At 62.6% G+C, this 24,302-nt stretch carries 22 protein-coding genes; 18 read left to right on the forward strand and 4 right to left on the reverse strand.

Annotated elements, in window-relative coordinates; all coding sequences use genetic code 11:
- Positions 1–8 precede the first annotated feature (8 nt).
- The 3 genes from PLU72_10135 to PLU72_10145 all read left to right on the forward strand — a co-directional run bounded on the left by PLU72_10135 (position 9) and on the right by PLU72_10145 (position 2,902).
- On the forward strand, positions 9–1,133 hold the full coding sequence (locus PLU72_10135) for a DUF4097 family beta strand repeat-containing protein (protein HOT28539.1): 1,125 nt from the start codon (positions 9–11) through the stop codon (positions 1,131–1,133).
- A 46-nt stretch (positions 1,134–1,179) separates the two neighbouring features.
- Positions 1,180–2,208, forward strand: coding sequence for a hypothetical protein (locus PLU72_10140; GenBank protein HOT28540.1), 1,029 nt, complete (start codon positions 1,180–1,182; stop codon positions 2,206–2,208).
- Positions 2,209–2,278: 70 nt separating this feature from the next.
- Positions 2,279–2,902 (forward strand): hypothetical protein, encoded by a 624-nt coding sequence (locus tag PLU72_10145; protein ID HOT28541.1) that lies wholly within the window; start codon positions 2,279–2,281, stop codon positions 2,900–2,902.
- 9 nt (positions 2,903–2,911) lie between these two features.
- Here PLU72_10145 and PLU72_10150 read toward each other — a convergent pair whose 3' ends face one another.
- From PLU72_10150 to PLU72_10160, 3 genes are all read right to left on the reverse strand, one after another.
- A complete protein-coding gene (locus tag PLU72_10150) occupies positions 2,912–3,478 on the reverse strand; it encodes a putative molybdenum carrier protein (GenBank protein HOT28542.1) in 567 nt (188 codons plus the stop codon).
- 113 nt (positions 3,479–3,591) lie between these two features.
- Positions 3,592–4,116 (reverse strand): hypothetical protein, encoded by a 525-nt coding sequence (locus PLU72_10155; GenBank protein HOT28543.1) that lies wholly within the window; start codon positions 4,114–4,116, stop codon positions 3,592–3,594.
- A 14-nt stretch (positions 4,117–4,130) separates the two neighbouring features.
- Positions 4,131–4,658: a hypothetical protein gene (locus tag PLU72_10160; protein HOT28544.1), complete on the reverse strand. Its 528-nt coding sequence runs from the start codon at positions 4,656–4,658 to the stop codon at positions 4,131–4,133.
- A gap of 128 nt (positions 4,659–4,786) precedes the next feature.
- Between PLU72_10160 and PLU72_10165 the strand changes: the two genes are divergently transcribed.
- The 8 genes from PLU72_10165 (at position 4,787) to PLU72_10200 (ending at position 13,506) form a co-directional block, all read left to right on the forward strand.
- Positions 4,787–5,881, forward strand: a complete 1,095-nt coding sequence (locus tag PLU72_10165; protein HOT28545.1) for a hypothetical protein — start codon at positions 4,787–4,789, stop codon at positions 5,879–5,881.
- 31 nt (positions 5,882–5,912) lie between these two features.
- A complete protein-coding gene (locus PLU72_10170) occupies positions 5,913–6,035 on the forward strand; it encodes a hypothetical protein (GenBank protein HOT28546.1) in 123 nt (40 codons plus the stop codon).
- Between the two features lie 93 nt (positions 6,036–6,128).
- Positions 6,129–8,141 carry an RNB domain-containing ribonuclease gene (locus tag PLU72_10175; protein HOT28547.1) on the forward strand — a complete coding sequence of 671 codons (2,013 nt, stop codon included), beginning with the start codon at positions 6,129–6,131 and terminating at the stop codon, positions 8,139–8,141.
- Entirely contained in the window at positions 8,128–9,189 is a 1,062-nt protein-coding gene (gene pdxA, locus PLU72_10180; protein HOT28548.1) for a 4-hydroxythreonine-4-phosphate dehydrogenase PdxA, read from the forward strand. The genes PLU72_10175 and pdxA overlap by 14 nt, the downstream gene beginning before the upstream one ends.
- On the forward strand, positions 9,186–10,526 hold the full coding sequence (locus PLU72_10185) for a hemolysin family protein (GenBank protein ID HOT28549.1): 1,341 nt from the start codon (positions 9,186–9,188) through the stop codon (positions 10,524–10,526). The genes pdxA and PLU72_10185 overlap by 4 nt, the downstream gene beginning before the upstream one ends.
- A 29-nt stretch (positions 10,527–10,555) precedes the next feature.
- On the forward strand, positions 10,556–11,896 hold the full coding sequence (locus PLU72_10190; GenBank protein ID HOT28550.1) for an MATE family efflux transporter: 1,341 nt from the start codon (positions 10,556–10,558) through the stop codon (positions 11,894–11,896).
- Between the two features lie 142 nt (positions 11,897–12,038).
- Positions 12,039–12,863: a hypothetical protein gene (locus PLU72_10195; protein HOT28551.1), complete on the forward strand. Its 825-nt coding sequence runs from the start codon at positions 12,039–12,041 to the stop codon at positions 12,861–12,863.
- Between the two features lie 172 nt (positions 12,864–13,035).
- Positions 13,036–13,506, forward strand: a complete 471-nt coding sequence (locus tag PLU72_10200; protein ID HOT28552.1) for a hypothetical protein — start codon at positions 13,036–13,038, stop codon at positions 13,504–13,506.
- Positions 13,507–13,578: 72 nt separating this feature from the next.
- Here the strand turns inward: PLU72_10200 and PLU72_10205 are convergent, their stop codons facing one another.
- Positions 13,579–14,976, reverse strand: coding sequence for a LysM peptidoglycan-binding domain-containing protein (locus PLU72_10205; protein HOT28553.1), 1,398 nt, complete (start codon positions 14,974–14,976; stop codon positions 13,579–13,581).
- Positions 14,977–15,511: 535 nt separating this feature from the next.
- Here PLU72_10205 and PLU72_10210 point away from each other — a divergent pair.
- From PLU72_10210 to PLU72_10240, 7 genes are read left to right on the forward strand one after another with little or no spacing between them, the layout of a single operon-like run.
- Positions 15,512–16,819: a PhoH family protein gene (locus tag PLU72_10210; GenBank protein ID HOT28554.1), complete on the forward strand. Its 1,308-nt coding sequence runs from the start codon at positions 15,512–15,514 to the stop codon at positions 16,817–16,819.
- Positions 16,816–17,796: a prepilin-type N-terminal cleavage/methylation domain-containing protein gene (locus PLU72_10215; GenBank protein ID HOT28555.1), complete on the forward strand. Its 981-nt coding sequence runs from the start codon at positions 16,816–16,818 to the stop codon at positions 17,794–17,796. The genes PLU72_10210 and PLU72_10215 overlap by 4 nt, the downstream gene beginning before the upstream one ends.
- Complete coding sequence (locus PLU72_10220) at positions 17,793–18,644, forward strand: hypothetical protein (protein ID HOT28556.1); 852 nt, start codon at positions 17,793–17,795, stop codon at positions 18,642–18,644. The genes PLU72_10215 and PLU72_10220 overlap by 4 nt, the downstream gene beginning before the upstream one ends.
- 5 nt (positions 18,645–18,649) lie before the next feature.
- Positions 18,650–19,408 (forward strand): prepilin-type N-terminal cleavage/methylation domain-containing protein, encoded by a 759-nt coding sequence (locus PLU72_10225; protein HOT28557.1) that lies wholly within the window; start codon positions 18,650–18,652, stop codon positions 19,406–19,408.
- A gap of 26 nt (positions 19,409–19,434) precedes the next feature.
- Positions 19,435–20,193 carry a FecR domain-containing protein gene (locus PLU72_10230; GenBank protein HOT28558.1) on the forward strand — a complete coding sequence of 253 codons (759 nt, stop codon included), beginning with the start codon at positions 19,435–19,437 and terminating at the stop codon, positions 20,191–20,193.
- Positions 20,194–20,202: 9 nt separating this feature from the next.
- Positions 20,203–23,094, forward strand: a complete 2,892-nt coding sequence (uvrA, locus tag PLU72_10235) for an excinuclease ABC subunit UvrA (protein HOT28559.1) — start codon at positions 20,203–20,205, stop codon at positions 23,092–23,094.
- On the forward strand, positions 23,084–24,253 hold the full coding sequence (locus tag PLU72_10240; protein ID HOT28560.1) for a glycosyltransferase family 87 protein: 1,170 nt from the start codon (positions 23,084–23,086) through the stop codon (positions 24,251–24,253). Before uvrA ends, PLU72_10240 begins: the two co-directional genes overlap by 11 nt.
- Positions 24,254–24,302 lie beyond the last annotated feature (49 nt).

The raw sequence follows: 24,302 nt of genomic DNA on the forward strand, positions 1-24,302 counted from the left end.
GAGGACGCATGTCTGAAGCCCGCAAACGAATTCTGGCCATGCTTGCCGAGGGAAAGATCACCGTCGACCAGTCTGAGGAGCTGCTTGCGGCTCTCGAACGGGATGAAAAGCAGAAAACCGGTGCGCAGGAGCAGCCGGCTTCGTCGCCAACCCGCCCCCCGCTGGCGGAGGAGATCTCGAAATTCGCCGACAGCGTGCAGAAAACGATGCGCGACGCGATGCGCAAGATCGAGCCGCCCAGCCGGGAACTGAAGACGCGCATGAAGGAGTTCGGCGGCTGGATGCAGACGATGGTCGGGTCGGCCTTCAACGATTTTGCCCATATGCGCGGCCAGCCGCTCGACGGCGTCGAGATCGACGTCGATCTCACCGAGCCGGCCGCGGTTTCCTCGTGCCGCCGTTGCCGCATCGAGAACCTGTTCGGCTCCGTGCGGGTCCTCGAAGGCAGCGCATTTGCGCTGAAGGTGCGCGGCCGTATCAGCCGCTCGGCGCTGGGAACGACCACCCCCACGATCTGGTTCCGCGAGAACGCGGTCCGGATCGAACATGACACGGCCGTCATCGGCATCAGCCGCTCCGCGCCCGTGAAGGCGATTCTCGAGATGGAGTTGACGCTTCCGAAGGGTATTCACCTTGATATAGAAACCGATACGGCTTCCGTCAAGGTCGCCGGAGCGTTCACCGCCGGGCAGATCCAGACGATCAGCGGCGACGTCGCGCTGCGCCACGTCGAGTTCGAAGACGGCGGCGTCGACACCGTGAGCGGCGACATCTCCCTTGAAAGCGGCGCCGTTCGGGGCAAGCTGCGGACGACCTCGGGCAACGTGATTCTGAAAGGCGTTCGGCTCGCGAACGTGGGCATTCACAGCATTTCCGGCGACGTTCTGATCATCGACGCCGACGTCGGCGACGCGACGTCGGTGACGATCGAGACGACGTCGGGCGACGTGGCGGTCGAGCGGGCGCAGGGGCCCTGGAGCCGCATCGACGCCGGCACCCGCACCGGCAACATGGAGATCCGCTGGCAGGGCATCTCGAAACAGGCCGGCGGCGCCGGAACCGTCGCCGAATCCGGGACGGCCGGCGCCTCGTTCAACGTCCTCAGCACGAGCGGCGACATCACCTTCGCGTAAGTAAAAATAAATAATATCATACCATATACATCAGGAGATACATTTTGTGAGAAAATGCCTCATTGCGCTGTTGTGCGCTGCTCTTCCCCTGCTGGTCGCCTGTTCGGGCGGAGATCCCTTCAACCCATCCTCGGGAGTGAAATATAACGGTTACCGGTTCACGACGTATACGACCCCGGCAGACGTGCGCGCCATCGCGGGGAACGCGTCGTATCTCTTCGCAGGAACTGGGAGCGGTCTCTACCTCGGAAATCCGACGACGACCGAGCCGGGATTCGCCAGAGTGACCGCCGCTGGATTCCCGATTGACGCCGTGACGCAGAGCATCAACGCTCTTCTGCTCGAAGCGTCGGGCAGTCTCCTGATCGGCACGGACAACGGCCTCTACCGGTGGAATGCCGACGGCTCGATCGCGGCCGTCAACGGCTTTGCCGGTTTGAAAATCACGGCATTGGCCGAAAAAAAGACGTCAGCAGAAAAGATTCTCTGGGTCGGCCTGTCCGACGCAACGGCGGCGAAAACGATCGCGAGGCAAAAGGACGACGGCGCGTTCTCCTTCTACGGGAAAGCCGACGGAATGACGGCTTCCCGCACGACCATGATCTACTGCGATCCCGACTCGACCCTGACGATCGCCTGCGGAACCGGCGATGCGGCGGCAAACGGCCTGTTCCAGTTTGCCGAGTCCTCCGGGTTCACAAGGCTGACGACGCCGCTCGGCGGCGGGGCAAATTTCTTCACGAAGAAGAGCGACGTCTGGTATGCGGGCGGGAACGGTGCCGGGATCGTGTATAAGTCTGGCACGAATGACTGGGCCCAGTTGGCGACCGGATTCACTCCCTTCGGCATGGTCGACCGGGTTGCCGATGTCTACAGAGAAACATGGGTTCCCACGAACGCCGGGTTGATGCTATATCTTGACATGGGAGAACCCACCACCTTCAACCTTGCGAATCGCCTGACGATCAACACTTGCGGCGACGTCGAGGTCGCCCATGGAAATGTGTGGATCGCCCATCCCGCCTCGGGGACCGTGAACGGCGGCATCAGTCGGGCCGTCTTTACCGGCGAGTAAACATGCGGTGACCGGCCCCGCGATCCGGATTCCGGAGCTGGTCATGTGCCATCATCGACGGGGGGCATACATGGATACCGTATCAGCCATTCTCTTTGTACTCGTCATCACCGTGCTGTTCACGATCGGCGCCAAGATCGGGCTGTATTTCAAGAATCGCGAGATCGCGATGATCCGCGAGCAGTCGGAACGCGAGCTGAAAGCCGTGAAATCGGAACATGAGGGCGCCCGCGCCAGCCTGTCGGAAGACCTCTACAAGCAGTCGAAACGCATCGAGGAGTCGTTCAAGCAGAAACTCGACGAGAAGGACGAGCAGATCCGTTCGCTGCTGGCCGAACTCGAGTCGCTGAAAGCCTGGAAGCAGGAGATGGGGCTCAAGTTTGCCGAGTTCAAGGGCGCTTCCCAGGGAAACCCGCAGATGCTCATCTACAAGCTTCTCGAACATAATCAGAAGCTGAACGCTGCGCTCGTCTCGAAATGGAGCACCGTCGAAAAGCAACTCTCCGACGATCTGAAGCGCACGATCGACCAGCTCGGGAAGATGTTCGCCGAAGCCGAAGCCCTGCACCGCGACGGTCTCGAAATCATCTCGATCTACGAATCTCGCCTTCCCGAAGAGATGAAACGCCAGGTGCGCGAGGAGATGCTCAAACTGCCCGGCGGATCGGGCGCTCCGCAGCTTCCAAACGGCTGAAACTACGGCTCATTCCGGTATTCCGGGGAGTTTCGGCGAGCGGGGCCGTTTCGGAGGCCACGGAGCGGAAGGCGACCCGGGCGGGGGCGGAGCGAGAACGTCGCGCAGCACGGCGCGCACGCTTCGGCCGAGTCCGGGAGATTCCGAGGCCCTCGGCCCCGCGACGTTCAGCACGGCCGGGCGTATGTTCCGAAGCCATTCGAGAATCTCGATCCGCGCGACCGGCAGGCGCTGTATCGAGAAATCGATCACGAGGCAGGGACGTTTCATCCGTTCGGCGAGACGGATCGTCAGCAGGGTTCCGCCCGACGGTTCGCCCCGTGTGATCACCAGCGTCGCATCCGAGTCGCGGATATTCTGTCTCGTTCGCTGAGGGTATGCTGCCGCTTCCGTCTCGACGAGCGGATACCGGGCCGGGATGGGTCCGCTGGCGCTGCGCCTGCCGGCGGGACACCAGCCGCCCGCCGGAATGCCGAGCTCGAGGGCGACGTCGAGCGCCGCACGGTCGACGCCGGTCTGCCCTCCAGATATGAGTCGTGATACTATATATGAGCAGATATGCAAAGGTTCGGCCATGTGTTTTCTCCGGCGAGACGTCGTCTCATAACGGTGTCGCCACGGGACATGATACGCCGGCTCCCTGTCGCATGTCGCAACATCTCGGACGTCACAACCGCTGAAGGAGGTTTTCAGGCGATGGCGAGGCGATAGTCGAAAATGCGGTCGGGCCACTGGCCTCTGTCGAGGGGGGGGAGCCCGAGGCGCTCGAAGAGCTGATTCAGCAGGTCGAGGCGGTCGGGATGGCATGCCGTCATGCGATGCCACAGGTCGCTTCTCGTTTCGGGTTCGGCGGTCAGAAACAACTCGCAGGCCAGTTCCTCCGATTCACATGAAACAATGGTGTCGAGGGTGTGGTGGGCTGTCCGGGCGGCAAATTCGTCTCCGCGTGCGAGGCCGGTCACAACCCAGAGGTCGTGCGGACAGAGATCGACTTTCTGCCTCTGAGGACAGTCCTGACACGCGTGAACGGCTTCGGCAGAAGCGTTCCCGACGGTGTCGACCGTCATCCCCGGGCGCGGGCAATTGGGTGAAAGACAGACGAACAGGCCTTCGGGCAGAGATGGGCGGGTGTACCCGGTTCCCCCGGCGGCGGCTGGTCGGCCACCGTTCGGCCGGGATTGCGGTCGCAGGGGACACTGAGCGCAGCACATCATGATCGAAACCTCCTTCAGGCGTTCATCGAGCCGGCAGTTGCACGTACGGATATGTTCCAGGGCTGGGGCGGTTCGCGGTCGGGCGGGAAGAGAAATCTTCCGGCGTAGGGGTTGGCATACAGGGCTTCCATATACGCTTCTTCGCGTGAGCCAAGCCCCTGGAGGGAGGGAACGGGAGAAAGGCCTGCCGCGGCGAATACGGGATTGAGCATCCAGAGGACGCGCGGCTGAAACTCGTGAAGGCGCTTCCAGAAGGTGCGGCGCAGTTCAGGGGTGGCGGCATGGAGGAGCGACAGGAGGAGCGGCCGGTCGCGCCGGAGGCAGGCGGTTTCGAAGGTGTGTTCCGCGAGCCGGATCGCGAGGGGGTGCTCCTGGTAGAGGCGGCTGATGACGAACTGATCCTGGAAACACCGCTCCCGCACCGTGAGGGCGCAGTATCCGTCGCGGCACTGGTGGCCGGATGCGGAACAGACCGGGTTCGGACAGCGCTCGATGGCGTTTCCAAGGGTCGGGTGAAACGGGCACTCGTTGCAGCACATCATGTCGTTTATCCTCCGTTCGGCGGTCGTCACCCATACATCAACCGGCCGGCGGGGTCGGGGAAAAAAAAGATGAAAAAATCTTTTGGCAGCCGCTATACTTTATTCACATAACGCTCGAGGTGAGGATCATGCGGGATGCGACGCTCGAACAGGCGTTGTCTTCGTTTCTTGCCGCGCCGGAACGCGGCGTCGACGAGCTGCTGAGCGCGTTCGGGCCTTTCGTGATGGACCAGGCGCGGTTCTGGCAGAGATCGTCCCTGACGTTCACCGACCGATGCAGGGAGATTCTGACCGAGCTCTTCCTGATCCTGATCGAGGACATCCGAGTCGAGAAAGTGAACCGGCCCGAGTCGGTGCTCTCGTATCTCAACCTGAGGTTGCGGCGCCTGACCCGCCCGGCGCAGTCGCGAACGACCCCCTTCGGTCTCGCCGATGACCTGCCCGACAGCGGGAGGTGTGGGTTCACCCCCCTGCGGCTCGAGATCGTTCGGGAACTCGCCGAGTGTACCCGGTCGGCGCTCGTGAATGATCCGCACGAGGCGACGCGCCTGCTGGAGTTCCTGTTCATCCACATCGCCCCCGACCTGGCTTCCGCCTCCCGGTTCCTGGCCGTCGCGGCGGGGGCTGAGGCCGAGTCGCGCATCGAGGCGGACAAGAAGAGGCACCAGGCGTTCACCAGGCAGCTGCGAAGCAGGTTCGAGTCGATGAAAAGCGGTGACTGGCGCGATGTGTCGAACTGGTCGGGCGGTGAGCGGAGTCATCTCGCGTGGCGTCTGATCAGTTTCACCCGGCACGAGCGGTCGACGATGGGCGAGCTTCTTGCCGCTGCGCTGGAAGAATGGCGCGACGATCAGCAGCCGTATCGGCATGAGGAGTCCCGCGCCGCTCTCGTGGCTCCGGCGATCGGTTCCCTCGCGGGACTGTATCCGCCCCGCGCCAGCACAAGCCCGCATGCGGCCAGCGAAGCCGCCGCGGCATACGGGGAAGCAACGGACTTCGACCCGTTGCTGCTGCTGCTCGTTCCCAACCGGCCATTCAGCGTGGGAACGGCCGGATACCGACCCGTGAATCTCCGCCAGGAAGCCGGCTCGTATGCCGTCGAGAAGCCCTCCGTCGCCGACGGAGCCGAGAACGGGGAAAGCGCGGCCCAGGCGTATCTCGAAGCGGCGGATGCCGTCCGATCCTGGTTCGCGAGCGTCGCCGACACCCTGGGAAGGCGCTGAAGATGCCGAATGGGCGACAGGAGCGCATTCGGTGAGGGCCGGCAATTGCGGCTGCGGAAGCCTTCTCCTCGCCCTGATTCTCCTGCCGGTCATCACGGCGCACCCGCTGCTCGGTCTGATCATCCTGTTCTTTCTGCTTTCGTCGAAAAAATGATCGTCCCCTGATGCTTCGCGGAGCGGCGGAAGGTGATACAATACCCCTTCCCCCGGCCGGGTGGAAAAACGTTTTCAGGAAAAATCCCGAACCATGTCAATAATAGCCGGCAGTATTGTTGAATTCGACAGCAAAGAACGCACCCCCACGATGGGTGTCGTCCTGTCGGTTTCCGCGAAGGGCGTCAGGGTGCTTCTCCTCAACCGCAAGGAAACGACGGTCACCGAGCGGAGCATCCTTCATTCCGGCGGCCCGTCGCGGGTCGGCATCTTCGACACGGACGCCGCGTTCGAGGGCGCCCAGCGCATCGACCGGAAGCGGTCGGAACTGGCCGCCGGCATCGATCTTGCCGGGCTGCACTCCCTGCTTGCCGAAGATCAGCGGCCCTACGCGCTTCGCGAGCTCGCCGAGTTCCTGGCCAGCCCGGCCGACGACGATCTCGAGGCGGCGGTTCTTCGAAGACTGCATGCCGACCCTTGGTATTTCAAGGCGCGCAAGGAAGGCTGGGTCCCGGTTCCGGTCGAGGAGGCCGAGGCGGCCGTCGCGCGCGAGAAAAAGCGGCTCGAGCAGGAGCGGGAGGATGACGAGTTGGTTGCCGCCCTGAAACAGGCGCCCAAATCCGGACACCCCCTTCCGGAAAACGTCGCCGCGGTCGTCGACCACCTCGTGAGCGCCGCGGTGTTCGGAAGCGAGGCGCCCGTCCCGAAAAAACTGTGGGATCTGCTGGAACGGGCCGGCATCGCTCAAGACCGCAAGCTGTTCGCCTATCTCGTGCGCATCGGCGTGTTCGAGCCCGACGAGCACCTGCTGTTGCGGAAATATCGCATTCCGACAGCGTTCCCGGAGGAAATCCTCGCGGCGGCCGGGAAAATCGCCGCCCGGCCGGTTGATCCGGCGAACCGCCGCGACCGTCGCGGCGTTCCGACCTGGGCCATCGACTCGGAGGGAACGCGGGACCGCGACGACGCGTTTTCGATCTCGCCGGACAAGGACGACGGACTCGTTCTCGAGGTGCATATCGCCGATCCCGCGGCGGTCATCGCGCCCGGGTCGCCGCTCGAGCACGAAGCGTGCAGACGCGGGGCGACGCTGTATCTTCCTGACGGCAACATTCCGATGCTACCACCGGTCCTTTCGGAAGAGTCGCTCGGCCTCAATCAGGACGCGGATCGCCTCGCGCTCACGGTGCGGATGCACTTCGGCCCAGGCGGGGAGACGATCCATTCGGTGATCGAGGAGACCGTGATCCGGGTCACGCATGCGACTGATTATATATCAGCCGATAAATTATACGCTGCCGGCAACGGCGACCTCGACGCGGCTGTTCGGCTTGCAGGCCTGCTGCGCGCGCGTCGGCGGCGAGACGGCGCGCTCGTCTTCGAGCGCCAGCCCGAGCGCAAGATCAGCCTCGACGGCGACCTCGTCAAGCTGGGCTGGCGGCCGGCGAACAGCCCGACCCAGGACATGGTGGCCGAGTTCATGATCTGGGCGAACCACGTCGCGGCGGCCTGGTGCCGGGACAGGGAGATCGCGTGCCTGTACCGCATCCAGGACGCTCCCGAGGAGCAGGTCGAGGTGCCCGAAATGTTCGAGCCGGTCGCCTTCTTCACGGCTCTCAGAAAATTCAAGAAAACCGTCGTGACCGTCCAGTCCGGGAAGCATTGCGCGCTCGGCATCGAACCGTACTGCCAGATCACCTCGCCGCTTCGCCGATACGGGGATCTCCTGCTGCACCGGCAGATCAAGTCGGTCCTGGCCGGCGCCGCCGCGCCCCTCGACCGGGAGGGGCTCGAACAGGCGGCCATGATGGCAGAAGAAGCGGTGCGCACGAGCGAAGAGGTCATGAAACATCGCGAGTGGTATTATCTGCTGAAGTATCTGAAGCAGGAGCAGGCCGCCGGCCGCGATACGTCTCCCGGCGTCGTCGTCGACGTCGGAAACAACGATCTGACGGTGTATGTCGAGCGTACGGCCGACTTTCGTCATGCGAGAAAGCCTGCGTTCGACGTGATGCCGGGACAACGGCTGACCGTGAGGTTCCGGCAGATCGACCCGTTCGACGGCGTCCTCCGGCTCGACCTGGAACAGGCGCATGAGCATCCCTGAACCTTCCGGCGAGCGCCGACGCACATCCCCGATGCTCGCTCTCACCCTGGGCGACCCGTGCGGCATCGGGCCGGAAATCGCCGCGAAAGCCCTCCCGGACCTCCCGACCGGCATCGCCGGCAGGCTCATCGTCGTCGGATCGCGTGCCGCGATCGAGGCGGCGCATCGCGCCGCGGGCCTGGCCGTTCCGCGCTGGGTTCCCGTCGATGCCGCCGGGGCCTTCGATCCGGACGCTCCCGGCGTCAAGCTTCTCGATACCGGGCATCCCGGCCCGTTCAGGGCCGGCGCGATCTGCCGCGAGGGCGGGGAAGCCGCCGTCGCCGCCGTCGAGGCCGCGCACGCCCTGTGCGCAACCGGGATCTGCGCCGGCATGATCACGGGGCCGATCGGCAAGGAAGCCATCCGGTTGGCCGGTTCCCGCTTTTCGGGGCATACCGACATGTTGTGCGCGCTCGCCGACGTCGCCGATACCCGCATGGCGATGGTCTGGGGACGGTTCCGCGTCGCCATGACGACTCTGCACGTCGCCTGGCGCGACGTTCCGGCGCTGCTCACCGTCGATTCGGTGTACGAGACGATCAGGCTTGCGCACGAGGCCGTTGCGACGAGGCGGACCCCGCATCCGCTCATCCGCGTCGCGGGACTGAATCCGCATGCCGGGGAACACGGCCTGTTCGGCGACGAGGAGCGGATATCAATAATACCAGCTATAGAAAAATTTCGTTTCCTCAACCCGAGCGTCGAAGGCCCCGTTCCCGCCGACAGCCTCTTCAAGGCCGAATACCGGCGAACGACCGCGTATTTCGTCGCGCAGACCCACGACCAGGGCCTGATCGCGATCAAGGCGCTCGGCGGCATCCGGTGCGTGAACGTGACGCTCGGCCTGCCATACGTGCGCACCTCCGTCGGGCACGGCACCGCCTACGACATCGCCGGCCGCGGCGTCGCCGACCCCCGCGGCCTCGTCGCCGCGATCCGGGAGGCGGTGCGGTTGACGGCGCCCCGCGGAGCCCGCGCCCGACCCTCCGGGGAACAGCGGTTGCGATGACGCTGTTCGACGGGTTCGTCTTCCTCCTGCTCCTGGGCGGTTCGGCATTCTTTTCGGGGTCCGAAACCGCGCTGACATCGGTCTCCGACGTCGGTCTGGCGCCGCTGGCCGAAAAAGGGAACCGGCGGGCGGCCATGGCGCTCTCGTTGATCGCCTCCCGCGGCACGGTCATCGGGGCCCTGCTGATCGGCAACAACATCGTGAACACCCTGCTGGCCGTCTATGCGGCGACGGTCTTCGACGCGATGATCCTGAACTCGCCCCTTCCGGCATGGTCGGCGCCGGTCGCGGCGTCCGTCCTCTCGATCACCGTCCTGCTGATCGGCGGCGAGGTGATTCCGAAAAATATCGCCATTCGGTTCAGCGAGCGGATCACTCTCTGGATCGCGTATCCCTGCCACTACCTCGTCAAGCTGCTGACGCCGCTCCTGGCGATCCTGAATCTCGCGAACCGCCTGGTGCTTTTTGTCATCGGAACACCGCAGAATCGCACGGGGCCTTCCGCCGACGAGCTCCTCGCCCTGGTGAGAATGAGCCAGAAGGCGGGCGTCATCGATCCCATGGAGCGCGAATTGATCGGCCGGTCGATGTTCCTGAACGAGACGATGGCGCGGGAGATCATGATCCACCGGACCCAGATGTGCGCGATTTCGGAAACGGCTTCGCTGGAAGAAGCTCGTGATATATATACAAAAGAATTATATTCGCGCCTGCCGGTGTTCCGCGAAAGCCTCGATCAGATCGTCGGCATTCTCAACATCAAGGAAGTCGTTCGATTCGATCATCTGCGCGGATCGTTCCGGATCCCCGACGTGATGAGCCCGCCGCTCTTCTTTCCCGAGACCGCCCGGATCGGAGGCATTTTCGACAAGATGCGGCAGAGCCGGACGCACCTCGCGGTGGTGGTCGACGAGTTCGGCACGACGTCCGGCATCATCACGCTCGAAGACATCGTCGAGCAGATTTTCGGAGAGATCAGCGACGAATACGACCAGGGCGCCGCCCGTATCCGCTGGGTGAACCCGAGGGTGTTCGAGGCCGAAGGGCGGACGGGGATATCGGAAATCCAGGCCGAACTGAAGAAGAAAAAGCTTCCCCCGCTGAGCGAGACGCTGTGCGAAGACGTCGAAACCCTCGCGGGGATCGCCCTCCGGCAGACAGGGCGCATTCCGGCCTCCGGAGAGGTTTTCGCGGTCGACGGATTCAGGTTCCATATTCGCAAGGCGACGGGGCAGAAAATTCAGGTGATGTCGGTGCGGGTTCCCGAACCCGAGCCGGAAAAGAGCCCTGAGAGCGATCGCGGCGACGCCGATACGCCCTCTGGAAACGGCGCCTGATGCCACACCGGTGAAAAATGCGTAACCCTATGGCCAGCCTGGTTCAGGGAAGTGTCCGCGCGACATTGTTTCGCACGGCTTTCCCCATGCTGGCCGGCACCTTCGCGATGACTGCCTACAACTTCGCCGACACCTGGTTCGTGGCCAGGCTCGGAACGCTGCCGCTCGCCGCGATGGGGTTCACGTTTCCCGTCGTCATGCTGCTGACCTTCACGGCGGGCGGCATCGGCACGGGGGTCACGACGCTGACGTCGCACGCGCTGGGCCGCCAGGACCGGGAGACGGCATCCAGGCTGGTTTCGCACGGGGTTCTTCTGACCATGCTCGTCGCGGGCGCGCTGGCGGTTGCAGGCTATCTGAGCATCGTGCCCGTCTTCACGCGACTCGGGGCTGATGCCGCGACGCTGCCGCTCATCGGCGAATACATGCGCACGTGGTATCTCGGCGCCGTGACGATGGCGCTTCCCATGATGGGAAACGGCATTCTCATCTCGCTCGGCGATTCAAAAGCCGCGAGCAGCTTCATGCTCCTGGGACCGGCGCTCAATGTCGTTCTCGATCCGATCATGATCTTCGGACTTTTCGGATGCCCTGCTCTGGGAATATTCGGCGCCTCTCTCGCCACCGTCCTTTCGCAGCTTGCTTCGACCGTATGGCTCTTTCATCTGCTGTCCGTGAAACACCACCTTCTCGATTTCGGGCTCTGGAAGGGTGGCGGAGTTCTCGCCTCGTGGAGGCAGATTCTTGGTTTCGCCGTTCCGAGCATCATCAGCATGATGCTCATGCCCGTCTCGTCGGCCGTCATCACCGGGCTCATCAGCCGTTTCGGGAACGAGGCGGTCGCCGCCTGCGGCGCCGCGAGTCGCATCGAGATGTTCGCGTTCGTCATTCCCATGGCGCTCGGAATCTCGCTGACCCCCTTCGTCAGTCAGAATTTCGGCGCCCGCCGGCTGGACCGGATCATGGAGGCGAAGAGCCTGTCGACGCGGTTTGCTCTGGCATATGGTGCGATCGTTGCGGCGATCTTCAGCCTCGGAGCTCCGCTGATCGCCGCTTTCTTCACCGATGACCCGAAAGTGGCGGGAATCCTGATCTCCTACGTGCGCATTATCGCCTGGGGCTACGGCATGATGGAGGTCCACCGATATTGCGGCTTCATCCTCACGGGCATGCATCGTCCCGCCTCGGCGACGGCGCTGAACGCCCTCCGAATCCTCGTGTTGCTTCTGCCGTTGTCGTTTGTCGGGGCGTGGTACGGCGGCGTCCGCGGCGTTTTTGCGGGGCGCCTGGCGACCGACCTGGTCGTCGGGAGTGTCGGGCTGTTCTGGGTGACGAGGATCGTTCGTTCCGTGCAGCCGAGGATTGCATAAATCATGTAACGCCCCCGGCGGGTGGCATGGCGTGAAAGGGCGGTCCGATGCCGCCCGGCGGCCTGGACAACAGCTGCGACTTGCCGGTAACGCCCGAGGGAGCCGATACTGGGGAGAGAGATTTTGATATCTGGAGGCACCCATGAGGACACTCGTTCGTTTTCTTCTGCTGGTAACCGTCTGCCTGTTCCTGCTTCCTGCGATCGCCGGGGCCGAGACGCTCACGCAGAACTTCGACCACAAGCTCGGCATGAACCAGGCCGCGCAGAGCTGGGAACACCGCATCGACCTTCCCGACGCGATGGCCCAAAAAGGCATGTCCTTCTTCCGGCGCTCGCTGACCCTGAGCGGCAAGCTCGTGATCGAGCGGGAAGAACTGACCCCGACCTACTACTACGTCCGCGTCCATCTGCCGAAAGCCGTGTTCGGAAGCAAGGGCACGCTGAACGTCCGGCTCGAAGCCGTCGAGAATATGCCCCCCTGCGCGCCGGTGGCCCGCCCGACCGGCCTTGCGCTCGCGAAGAACAGCGACCCGACCGCCCCGACCTTCACCTGGAGCGGTCTTGGGAAATACGCCGCCGTCACCCTGTACGACGTCACCGCGAACAAGACCGTCTTCGAGCGGATCGTGCTCAATACCCGCTCCTGCGAGATGGATGAAGGCCGACTTCCGATCGATCATCACTACAAATGGGCCGTGTGCGAAAGCGACGAATGCGCCCGCTATTCTCCCGAAGCGCAGGCGGGTTTCCGCCTGGAACTCCGCACCGAGCGCTGCTGGACATGCAACGGGTACGGCTGGGTTCGCTGCAACACCTGCAACGGAACGGGCATCATCGTCGTCCAGGGCCAGAACGGCCAGCCGATTCAGACGCTGTGCAACTGGTGCCGCGGAACCGGCCGCCAGACCTGCAATATCTGCCTCGGCTCCGGCCGCGTCGAACGTCCGATCGCCATTCCCGAGTAGACGCCGTGACGAACCGCGGAGTCGCAGAGACGACGCATAGAGAAATACGTATATAAAACACGTCTGAAGCAGGCCGGCCCCCGGTGAAAACCGGGGGCCGACTCTTTGGCGGTATGGTATGCTGGGCTCCATTTCCGCAGGCGGCCCGAACTGCGGTATCGGGAGAAACGATATGACGTTCGAAGATGTGGCGAAAGAGCTGGAACTCCTGTTCCCCGACTGTTTCCAGGAACTCGAAGAGGCCGAGTTCAAGGAATTGCGCTCGATGGATTTCCCGGACGAGCTGAAAAAGTTCTATCGAAAGCACGACCCCGTGGAGTCCCTGGACGTCGGACGGTTCAGGCTGCTGCCTCTGAAAGATCTCATCGATCTCAACGTCTGGGACGAATATGGCGAATCATTCTATCGGCTTGGCCTGAGCATCGTCGGCGAGTCGGCAGACGGAAGCCTGTACTGCCTCGACATGGCCGGCGAGAATGCTTTGGGCGGCAACGACGTGCTGCTTGCCTCGCGCGAAATCGACATGGCGGCGGCCGACCTGAAAAAGGCGAGATCGAAACTGAAGTTCCAGGCCTCGAGTCTCGGGGAGCTGCTCGCCAAAGAAATCGCCTTCTGCCGGAAGAAGAAAGCCGTCCGGGGATGAGCCCACGCATGTTGTGCTGAAACGCGCCGGGGGCGGTCCGATCGGACCGCCCCCGGCGTTGATGCGAGTGCTTTAGTAGTGGTACTGCAGCTGGCCTTCGAGCCGGTAGTCGTAGCCGAAGAACATGTCATTGCTGAGCGAGATCGGAGCTGCCAGCGTCAGGGCCATGCCTTCCTTCACGAAATACCGCAGGCCGAGCGTCAGATCGGTGCTGCGGCCGTTGTTGACCCGGTTGTAGGCGTTCACTTCACCCATGAACGAGAACGACTCGTTTGCGAGATACTCGAACCCAACGTTCACGAAGACGCCCTCGTGAGCGGTGTTCCCCGATCCGGCCTCGTAACCGCAGTTCAGGTGGAAGTTGCCGCCCTCCTTGCGCTTGGTCGAGACGCCGCCGAACAGCTCCCAGGCGTTGTCGTTCTCGGTGTTGCCGATCGCGCGGTCGTTTGTCGGGAAGATCGCGCCGAAGCCGAGACACGAGGCCATGTTTTCGTTCTGCGAGGAGAACTTGAGGCGGAGCGACGCATCGCCCATGCCCGAGTCGGTTCCGTCGCGGAAGTTGTAGGTGATCGGGGCGTAGATGTCGTAGGATTCAAATGGCAGCTGCATGCCGATCTCGAAGTCCTCAGCCGAGTAGGTGAGGGCGATCGGGAACTGGTAATAGTCGCCGTCTTCTCCGTTCACGAGGCGGGTGCCGTCGCGCTTGACGATCTTGTTCCAGATTACGCCGAACGCCGTCGAGAACTTGCCCTTGCCGAGGGGGTAGGCGGCGATGGTGTGCACCAGGCCCGTCATGCCGTCGAAGTTGACCATCCGCCGCGAATCATCGGTTTTCTTCTCGGTGCCCGGCAGAATGACCGGCGGCAGGCCCTTGTCCGAGTAGAGCACCTGGTCGTTGCCGCCCGTGACGGGGGGCAGCTGGAGGGCCGGCGGCGTGACGGTCCGCGTTTCGATGGCCGGCGGCGCATAGCTCCGTGCCGGGCGTTTCCGCTTCGTCACGGTCTTGCCGACGGAAGGAATCACGATCTTGCGGCCGACTTTCAACGCCGCGGGGTTGCTGATGCCGTTCGCGGCCGCAATCTTCTTCCAATACTTCGTCGAGCCGTAGAACTTGCGCGAAATCGAGCCGAGCGTGTCGCCTTTCCGGATCGTATAGCTTTGCGAGCCGCCGGAATCGCCGGAGGAAGCGGTGGGGGCGGCATCATCCTCTTCCATGCCGTCGGCCTCGATCGAAGCGTCGTAGCCGCCCTCGCCGGAGACGAACGCGATCGTTTCGTCCGAGGAATCGTCGTTGCCGCCGATTCCCACGGAGGAAGGATCGATGAGAGGGACGTCGCGCCCGGGCGGGGCCGTCGATACGACGTCCAGATCGTATGCGTCGGGGTATTCCTGCGCCGCCAGGGGCGATGCCTGGAGGTGCAGGGCGAGAAGTCCGGAGAGCAGAATGACACTGAGCGTGCGGTTCTTCATGGAAGGCCGTTCCTTTCCGCATTGTCACCGGCGCGCCGCCGTCAGGGCATGGGACGCGTCGATCGATAGGTATCCGGATCAGGTATCGGCACAACGTCGTTGAATGTTGAGAGAGTTTCTTGCCTGAACCAGTCGTGCAGCAATTCTCACTATGCGTTCTAGAGCGAGTTTGCGCTTGACACCGGATCGATTTGATGTGTACACGTTCAATCCCGAACCTAGGTGCCCGCAGGGGAAGATCAACATAGGGAGCGGTTCTTCGAGATGGACGGAAGGAGATGCCAGAAATTCATCTTTATCACCCATTTTTCCCCTTTTCCTGCGGAGCCAGTGTTCTAGAGCCCAATCTCAAACCTGTCGCGAAGATGAGCTTGCAGAACAGCTTTCGAGCCACATCCCGACAGAGGTTCCCCTCAAAACCCGTACCAGAACGCTCACTGAGAATTGCTGCCAGTCGTGAGCTGCGTTTGACTGGATGGGGTGCGTATGCTAGAGTACGCTGATCCAAATAGCCTTCTGACAAAGGACGGCCCACGTGAAAAAAACGTTCGTCATCGACACCAATGTCATCCTTCACAGCCATCAGGCGTTGTTTTCCTTCAAGGACAACGATCTCGTCATTCCGCTCGGCGTCATCGAAGAACTCGACAGATTCAAGGGATTCAACGATGAGCGAGGCCGCGAAGCCCGGTCGGCGTCGCGCGAGCTCGATTCCCTGCGCCAGAAAGGGCGATTGTACGAGGGCATCCCGCTTCCCTCGGGCGGAAGCATCCAGGTCCTGCTCGACAGCGAGATGGAGATCCCGTACGGCTTCGACAAGGGCAAGGTCGACAATCGCATCCTGGCCTGCGCGCTCTTCCTCAAGAAGCAGGGCCGGCACGTCATTTTCGTCAGCAAGGACATCAACGCCCGCATCAAAGCCGATGCGCTCGGCGTCATTACCGAGGATTTCAAAACCAACAAGATCGATATCGACGAACTGTACACCGGCTGGCGGGAGCTGATTCTTCCGGCCAAGGAAATCGAGAAATTCCTGGCGGAAAAAACGCTGGAGTATGCCGGCGACGATCTGTATCTCAACGAGTTCGTGCTTCTGAAGGCCGCCGAGAACGAGAACAAGACGGCCCTCGGCAAGTTCTGCGGCCAGACGAAAAAGATCATCCCGCTGTATCATCAGAGCGCCCGGCCCTGGGGCGTCGAGCCGGCGAACCTTCAGCAGAAGTTCGCGACCGAGCTGCTGCTGTGCAACGAGATCAGCCTGGTGTCGCTCGTCGGGCGCGCCGGAACCGGAAAGACTCTCCTGGCGCTCGCCTGCGGCCTCCAGAAGACGATCGACGAGCACGTGTACCGCAAACTTCTCGTCAGCCGGCCGATCATGCCGCTCGGCAAGGATATCGGCTTCCTGCCCGGCTCGAAGGATGAAAAGCTGAGCCACTGGATGCAGCCGATCTTCGACAACCTCGAGTTCGTGATGGACAAGCTGTATAACAACTCCGACGACGTCGACAAGAAGATCAAGTTCCTGATCGAGTCGCAGAAGGTGCAGATCGAAGCCATCACCTACATCCGCGGCCGGAGCATTCCGAAGCAGTATCTGATCGTCGACGAGGCGCAGAACCTCACGCCGCACGAGGTGAAAACGATCGTCAGCCGCGCCGGCGACGGCACGAAAGTCGTTCTCACCGGCGATCCCTACCAGATCGACAACCCATACCTCGACAGCTCCTCGAACGGCCTGAACTTCATCATCGAGAAGTTCAAGAACAACGCCCTTTTCGGCCATATCATCCTCAACAAGTCGGAACGGTCGTCGCTGTCGGCGCTCGCGTCGGAACTGCTATGACCGTCGCGGAAGCGGCCGCCCGGCGATCCGGCCGTCGGCCTCACGTGTCTCGCGCGCCCCGCGTTCTGCGGCTGCGACGGGCACTGACGTTCGTCGAGATCATGATCGCCCTGGTCATCCTCGCGGTCGCTCTCCTGCCGGTTTTCAACATGATCCACAAAGGCACGGAGGATACCGATCTCACGGCATCGCAGGCTTTCGCGATCACCAAGGCCTCCGACGTACTGAACGCCGCGCTCGATAATATTCCTTTTGAAATACTACGCATGGGAAACCCTGGATATCTGAGCATCTCGGGCCTTCCCGCTTCCGAATATTCCAGATACGACGCGAACTGGCTCAAGGGAATCGCGCAGATGCTGTTCCCTGGCTCGACGGACGAGGGCGCCCGCGGATATCCGTGTCGGGGCATCGTCACCGATCCGCGTGGCATCAGTTATCTCGTGACGCTGTACGTCGAAGACCTCGCCGCCCTGCCTGCTCCCGCGGACGCGAAGCCGGAGCGCAAACAGATCGGTACGGGATTCCCCGTTTCCGCCCCGACCGATTTTTCGTCCGTGAACGAACTGACCTTTTCGTTCCTGCAGAACCCGGGGAGGCTGTCCGACCCGAAGTGGTTCCAGAAATACAACCTGTTCACCACGACCGCCCTGTCTCCCCGCTGGGAGACGGAGCTGACGGCCGACAAGAAGGGCGTTGCCCAGCCGGCCGACAACATCTATAAGGACGAAGGATACGACGCCGGCGACGATTCCCCGCGGTTCCTCAATCCCACGGCGGCCCGATACACGCAGCGGATGTCGAGCGAGAAGGTGAACTATACCGATGACGATACGTTCGCGTTCTGCACGATGAAGCGCCTGATCGTCGAGGTCCAGTGGAACATGGATAAGCGGAAATACAAGAGTCCCGATTCGGACGGTCCGGATATCCAGCGGATCCACCTGATCACGATGAAGGGAGACATCAACCGGTGACCACGAACCGCCGCGGCATGGCCATCGTCATCGCGCTGTTCTTCGCGTTCTGCCTGATGATCCTCGTTGCCTCGATGTTCTTCCAGCATCGCAACGTGGCCGGCCACAACCGGCTCAACCTCCAGAACCAGCAGGCCTTTTTCGCGGCCCGCGCGGCCATCCAGCATATCCTGCTCAAGGCGAAGCTCTTCCCGACGGAGTTCTACGACGCCGTCGAGTTCAGCCAGGGCAAAAACCCCCTCTGCGATTTCTCGGAAATCCTCGGAACCGATGCTCAGGGAAGGCAGGTATTCAAGCCCCTGCAGGGCTTCTCGGGCGTGTATTACCGCGTCCTGCCGAACGAGGAGCGCGACAAAAACGAGCGGCCGAAATTCTTCTACATGCAGCTGGAAGGCCGTGACGACACCTACATCCGCATGGGCAGCTTCTACAACCCCGACTACCGCTATCTGGCGCCGGGCATGGCGCAGGCCGACATGCGGCTCCGCTATGTCCAGCCCGTGAAGCCCGATCCGAGCTGGAGAGCAGGCAAGTATCTCGATTACTATATACGTGACTGCACCAACATGCTCAAGGACGGAAAACACATTCAGCCGGCGCTCGAGACGAACATCAGCCCGACGATCAACAACGCGAAGAGTTGGGCCCTCGGAAAAGGATCGGATGGATTTCCCTACACGATGTGTTATCGTGTCACAAAGGTGAATATCCACGCCATGAAGGAACTTCGCCGCTACAACGAGGAAGCGATCGAGATCGAGGTCGAGGGAAGCATCGTCGACTTCAAGGGCGCGCGCTTCACGCAAGTCCAGAAGAAAATCCAGAAGATCACGCGGTCCGGAAAATGACGAACATGCCTTGCCGCACGGGATCCGCGTCGCGCCGGGAATCGGCGTGTCGCGGGTTCACCCTGCTCGAGCTGATGATCGCCGTCGCGATCCTGTCCGTCTTCCTCATTTTTTCCTACAAGATCTTCATCGGAGGCTCGAAAACCGCGGGAAGAGCCCAGTGGACGAACTCGGCCGTCGACGAACTGCGCATTGCAACGGGGTTTCTCAGCAAGGAACTCAAGAGCACCTCATATCCGACAACGCTGCTCCAGGACGGCATCAGCGATCCGTCCGACAACTCCGACCCAGCGGTCGCGCGGAAATACTTCGTCAAGATCCTCGCGAACCACCAGGAAATAGCCGCGCCCGCCGCCGGTGCGAAGAAAAAGGTCCTGACCTGGGTTTCCTGCCAGCCGGAAAAGCCGCCCGCGGCGGGCGTCATGAAAGAATTCACCCTGTGGTTCGAGGGCCGGGAGAATACCCTGACCAGCGTCGGAGATCTCTCCGTCGAGATCGTCAACCGGAAATTCACGACGGCCGCCCCCCAGTATGCGAAATCCGGCCAGCTCAATCTTGTGGACGACGGACAACCGGGGAGGCAGACGCTCGTTCGCGATGTGGCCTGGATCAAATTCGAGGCCCCCGGCCCGCTCCCCTCGGGGGCGACGGAGTTCCAGCCGCTGAAAATTTCGATCCACTGCGTATATCCCAAAGATCCCAAAGCGTTCAAGGACAATTCGACGATGGCGACGCCCAACGTCGGCCTTGAAACGCTGCCGTAGAAAGTTGCAGAATCGGTTGACGACACATGGCAAAGCAATGGCATCAGCTTGAAAAACTCGATCACAAATCGCTGAAGAAGCTGCAGCAGGACCGCGAAAAGCAGGCCCTGCTGCAGAAACAGGAAGCCGACAAGAAGCGGATGTATATCATCGCCGCCTCCGTCGTCGTCGCCATCGTGTGCGGCCTCGTGTTCCTGTCGATCCTGCGGAACCGCGCGGCGGAAAAGGCATACAAGGAAGAACGCGACAAGATGTACGCCGTTTCCGTGGCGGAAGTGAAGGGCCCCGTCCTGGGCCGATCGATCGGAGACTGGGAAAAAATCGCTCCGAACTTCACCTTCAACGACGAGTACACGTTCAAGGCCGACAAGGGCGGCCAGTTGTCTGTCAAGCTGCAGCTCGACAACGTCGTGAAACTGGCCTCGATGTCCGAAATGACCGTCATGAAGGCGACGTTGCACGAGAAGGAGAACCGCGTCGTCAGGGAGTCGGTGAAGCTGAGCCGGGGCGAGCTCACGGCGGCGATCTCCCTCGACGGACGCGATCTGCTGGAGATCGAGTGCGGCGGTATCGTCGCCAAGGGCGCTTCCGGACTTTTCAAGGTGCTGTACAACCAGGCGAAAGGAACCGGCGAAGTCGTGGTGAAGAACGGTCTCGTCGAGGTCTACAGCAAGAAGAGCGCGAGTCGCCGGGTCAAGGTGTCCGGATTCTACAAGATTGTGTTCGATGCCAACCAGCTGGGAAATCCCACCCAGGCGAGCGTCATTCAGTACGACTGGCGCTGATGCGTTTCCATGATTCGCATCGTCAAAGCCCGCGTCCATAACCTCAAGGATCTGACGCTCGGCATTCCCCGCAATGCGCTGACCGTCATCACCGGTGTTTCCGGTTCCGGAAAGAGCTCGCTTGCGTTCGACACGATCCATGCCGAGGGGCAGCGGCGGTATATGGAGTCGCTTTCCTCCTACGCCCGCCAGTTCCTCCAGCAGATGGAAAAGCCGGATGTGGAAAGCATCGACGGGCTGTCGCCCACCATTGCGATCCAGCAGAAGACGACCTCGCGGAACCCGCGTTCGACGGTCGGCACCGTCACGGAGCTGTACGATTATTTCCGGCTTCTCTTCGCCGCCGTCGGCGAGCCTCACTGCCCCGAGTGCGGTGCGAAAGTCACCAGTTCGACCCCCGCCCAGATCGTCGACGTTCTGCTCGAATACCCGGCGGGAACCCGGCTGACGCTGCTCGCGCCGGTCGTGCGCGGCCGCAAGGGGGAATACCAGAAGGTGTTCGAGGAACTGCGCCGCGAGGGGTTTTCCCGGGTGCGCGTCGACGGGGAACTCCGTCTCCTTGAGGACGAACTTCCGCGGCTCGACGCGAAGCGCGCGCATACAATAGAAATAGCTATAGACAGGGTTTCCCTCTCCGGCGTTCGGGAAGAGGCTTCCCGGCTCAACGATGCCGTCGAACTGGCGTTCAAGATGGCCGACGGCCAGCTGGTCGTCGTTCTCGAGAAACCGGACGGACCGAAGGGCCAGGAGATCCTGTTCAGCGAGAAGCTCCGATGCGGGAGGTGCGAGATCAGCCTGCCCGAGATCAAGCCCCGGCTCTTCTCGTTCAACGCTCCCTACGGGGCCTGCACGCACTGTTCGGGGCTGGGCAGCCAGCTCGTCGTCGATCCCGACCTGTTCATTCCCGACCGGAGCGTGTCGCTTGCCGACGGCGCCCTCAAGGCGATGGGCACGGGCGAGGAGACGATTCTCGGCCACTGGCTCGACAGCCTGGCGAAGCATTACGGCTTTTCGCTGCACACCCCGGTCGAGAAGCTCCCGAAAAAAGTCATGGATATTCTGTTCAAGGGGTCGGGAACGGACGAAATCGAGGTGTTCTACGAGGGTCGCCGCATGTCGGCGACGTTCAAGAAGCCTTTCGAAGGAATCATTCCCATGTTCGAGCGGCGATACCGCGAAACGCCGTCGGACGAAGCCCGCGCCTGGTACGAGCGGTTCATGCGCGAGCTCCCGTGCCCCGGGTGCGCCGGGAAGCGCCTCTCCCCGGCCGCCCTTGCGGTGACCGTCGAGAACCTCAGCATTCACGGGCTGACCCAGATGTCGGTCGGGAGCCTGGTCCGGTTTTTCGAGAAGCTCGTTCTGACCGAGCGACAGGCGTTCATCTGCAAGAAGATCCTCGAGGAGATCCGCAGCCGGTTGCGGTTTCTGAACGACGTCGGCCTCGATTACCTGACGCTCGCGAGGCCGGCCCACACCCTGTCTGGGGGCGAGGCGCAGCGCATCCGCCTGGCGACGCAGATCGGATCGGCGCTGGTCGGCATCACATACGTGCTCGACGAGCCCAGCATCGGCTTGCATCCGCGCGACAACCGGCGTCTGATCGACACGCTCAAAAGCCTGCGCAGTCTCGGAAACACCGTGCTGGTCGTCGAGCACGATCACGAGATCATGCTCGAAGCCGATCACCTCGTCGACCTGGGGCCCGGGGCCGGAACCGAAGGCGGGCGACTCGTCGCGGAAGGGACTCCGGCCGAGGTCGCGGCCGACCGGGAGAGCCTCACGGGGCGTTTCCTGGCAGGCATCGAGCGAATTTCGCCGCCGGATACGCGGCGCGGGGGGAACGGGAAGACCCTGACGCTCAGAGGCGCACGACATAATAATTTGAAAGATATAGACGTCGAGTTCCCTCTCGGCCGGCTGATCGCGATCACCGGCGTCTCGGGCTCGGGCAAGTCCAGTCTCGTGACGGACACCCTGTATCCGCTGCTGTCGAACCGCCTCGTCAAGACCCATCTCGACGTTGGTGGGCATGCGGGACTCGACGGGCTCGAACATATAAATAAAGTGGTAAATATAGACCAGGATCCCATCGGCCGCACGCCGAGGTCGAACCCCTGCACCTATACCGGTCTCTTTTCCCCCATCCGCACCCTGTTCTCGCAGACCGTCGAAGCCCGCTCGCGAGGCTATACGCCGGGCAGATTCAGCTTCAACGTGAAGGGCGGCCGGTGCGAGGTCTGCGAGGGATCGGGGCAGATCCAGATCGAGATGCACTTCCTTCCCGACGTTTTCGTCACCTGCGAGGCCTGCAAAGGACTGCGGTTCAACGACGAGACGCTGAAGGTCCACTTCAAGGGGAAGAACATCGCCGACGTGCTCGCGATGACCGTGAACGACGCGCTCGCCTTCTTCGAGGCGCATTACGTCCTCAGACGCAAGCTCGAAACGCTCCGCGACGTCGGTCTCGGGTATATCACGCTCGGCCAGGCCAGCACCACGCTGTCCGGCGGCGAGGCGCAGCGCATCAAACTCGCGACCGAACTGTCCCGTATGGCGACAGGCCAGACGTTCTACATCCTCGACGAGCCGACGACGGGCCTTCACTTCCAGGACGTGCGGTGCCTGCTCGGGGTTCTGAGCCGCCTCGTGGAAAAGGGAAACACCGTGGTCGTCGTCGAGCACAACCTCGACGTCGTGAAAACGGCGGACTGGGTCATCGACCTCGGCCCCGAAGGCGGCGACGCCGGCGGCCGCATCATCGCCGCCGGCACGCCGGAGGACCTCGCCGCGAACCCGGCGTCCATGACCGGCCGCTTCCTGGCCGAGATTCTGGGCCCGGCGTCTTCACCCAGACCCAAAGCGGAAAAGCGCGGCCGCGGGAGCAGGTCCGTTGCCCGCTGACCGGCCGCCGACGCAGCATTCATCCCTCCTGGCGCGTCGACCGGATCTGATCGTTCTTGCAGCCTTCATCGCTGCCGTCGCAGCCGGCTCCTTGATGGGCCTCTTCCAGTGGGACACCGAAGCCTACTTCTGGGCCGGCCGGGCCTGGATGACCGGCGCCGATCCCTACGACCTGATGCTCCTGACGAAGATGACGGGAAAGCCACCCCTGCCGTTCGTCTACCCGCCGACGGTCTTGCCGTTCATCGGCATCCTCTCGCTGCTGCCTCTTCCGCTCTTCCACCTGGTTTTTCTCGCGGCGAAGGTCGGTGCGCTGATCCTGCTGATCCGATGCTGGAGGAGGATCGTCGGGGAACATGCGGGGAACCTCGTTTGGTTCGCGATGCTGGGGTTTCACGGGGCCCTCTTTTCCGATCTGGGGGCGGGCAATATCGCCGTTTTCGAGGCGCTCCTCGTCTGGCTGGCTCTGGAAGCCTGGATCGACGGTCGGACGGAGCGGTTCGCCGCCCTGATCGTTCTCGCCGGACAGCCCAAGCTGGCGCCGCTGGCGTTCATCTCTCTGCTAACCTGGCGTTCGCCGCGCCACGGACGCACGCTGGCGATGTCCGTCGCGGGCCTCGCCGCCCTTACGGGCGTGCTGGTCGCGGTTGCGCCCGAGTCGTGGAGCAGGTTTTTCTCCCTGGCCGCGTCCATCGACGAGAGAGGCCTGAACAACCAAAGCCAGGTTGCTCTCTGGCGTGATCTGCTGGGAGTTCCGATCGGCAGCGTCGCATCCGGAAAGGCGCTGATCCCCTCCCTTCTGGTGAGCTTCGCCGTCGGCCTGGCGACCTGGAGGGTCGGATATCGCGCCTCAGCAGAGGGAGAAGAGGCCCGCCGGCGGGCCGTGTTCCTCGCGGTGCTCGCCTATGCTCTGGTCGTCCCGCGGTTCAAGAGTTATTCCTACCTGCTCCTGACACCGGCGGCCGTCGAGGCGTTCGGGCGAGCGCCGTCTTATAAAATAGCAAAATATGTATTTCTTGTGACGGGCCTCATGCCGTTCATGCCGTTTTCGGATCGTCTTCCGCTCGCGATCGCCTACCTGCCGCTCGCCTGGGCGGCCTGGTTCTGGTGGCTGCTGATTCGGCGCGGGGAAGCGCCGGACCGGACGACGGCGGTGTGATATCCTGATCGGTGCCCGGTGTGCCGGAGCGAGACAGGCAGGGAGAGAC

This window comes from Candidatus Ozemobacteraceae bacterium (assembly GCA_035373905.1).
In the GTDB taxonomy this organism is placed as follows: Bacteria; Muiribacteriota; Ozemobacteria; order Ozemobacterales; family Ozemobacteraceae; genus MWAR01.

What these genes read in the sequence shown, in the direction of transcription:
- PLU72_10145 (HOT28541.1), top strand. Translation starts at nt 2,279, where the DNA reads ATGGATACCGTATCAGCCATTCTCTTTGTACTCGTCATCACCGTGCTG.
- PLU72_10160 (HOT28544.1), bottom strand. Translation starts at nt 4,658, where the DNA reads ATGATGTGCTGCAACGAGTGCCCGTTTCACCCGACCCTTGGAAACGCC.
- PLU72_10205 (HOT28553.1), bottom strand. Translation starts at nt 14,976, where the DNA reads ATGAAGAACCGCACGCTCAGTGTCATTCTGCTCTCCGGACTTCTCGCC.
- PLU72_10230 (HOT28558.1), top strand. Translation starts at nt 19,435, where the DNA reads ATGGCAAAGCAATGGCATCAGCTTGAAAAACTCGATCACAAATCGCTG.
- PLU72_10165 (HOT28545.1), top strand. Translation starts at nt 4,787, where the DNA reads ATGCGGGATGCGACGCTCGAACAGGCGTTGTCTTCGTTTCTTGCCGCG.
- PLU72_10135 (HOT28539.1), top strand. Translation starts at nt 9, where the DNA reads ATGTCTGAAGCCCGCAAACGAATTCTGGCCATGCTTGCCGAGGGAAAG.
- pdxA (HOT28548.1), top strand. Translation starts at nt 8,128, where the DNA reads ATGAGCATCCCTGAACCTTCCGGCGAGCGCCGACGCACATCCCCGATG.
- uvrA (HOT28559.1), top strand. Translation starts at nt 20,203, where the DNA reads ATGATTCGCATCGTCAAAGCCCGCGTCCATAACCTCAAGGATCTGACG.
- PLU72_10215 (HOT28555.1), top strand. Translation starts at nt 16,816, where the DNA reads ATGACCGTCGCGGAAGCGGCCGCCCGGCGATCCGGCCGTCGGCCTCAC.
- PLU72_10175 (HOT28547.1), top strand. Translation starts at nt 6,129, where the DNA reads ATGTCAATAATAGCCGGCAGTATTGTTGAATTCGACAGCAAAGAACGC.
- PLU72_10200 (HOT28552.1), top strand. Translation starts at nt 13,036, where the DNA reads ATGACGTTCGAAGATGTGGCGAAAGAGCTGGAACTCCTGTTCCCCGAC.
- PLU72_10185 (HOT28549.1), top strand. Translation starts at nt 9,186, where the DNA reads ATGACGCTGTTCGACGGGTTCGTCTTCCTCCTGCTCCTGGGCGGTTCG.
- PLU72_10195 (HOT28551.1), top strand. Translation starts at nt 12,039, where the DNA reads ATGAGGACACTCGTTCGTTTTCTTCTGCTGGTAACCGTCTGCCTGTTC.
- PLU72_10225 (HOT28557.1), top strand. Translation starts at nt 18,650, where the DNA reads ATGCCTTGCCGCACGGGATCCGCGTCGCGCCGGGAATCGGCGTGTCGC.
- PLU72_10150 (HOT28542.1), bottom strand. Translation starts at nt 3,478, where the DNA reads ATGGCCGAACCTTTGCATATCTGCTCATATATAGTATCACGACTCATA.
- PLU72_10190 (HOT28550.1), top strand. Translation starts at nt 10,556, where the DNA reads ATGGCCAGCCTGGTTCAGGGAAGTGTCCGCGCGACATTGTTTCGCACG.
- PLU72_10155 (HOT28543.1), bottom strand. Translation starts at nt 4,116, where the DNA reads ATGATGTGCTGCGCTCAGTGTCCCCTGCGACCGCAATCCCGGCCGAAC.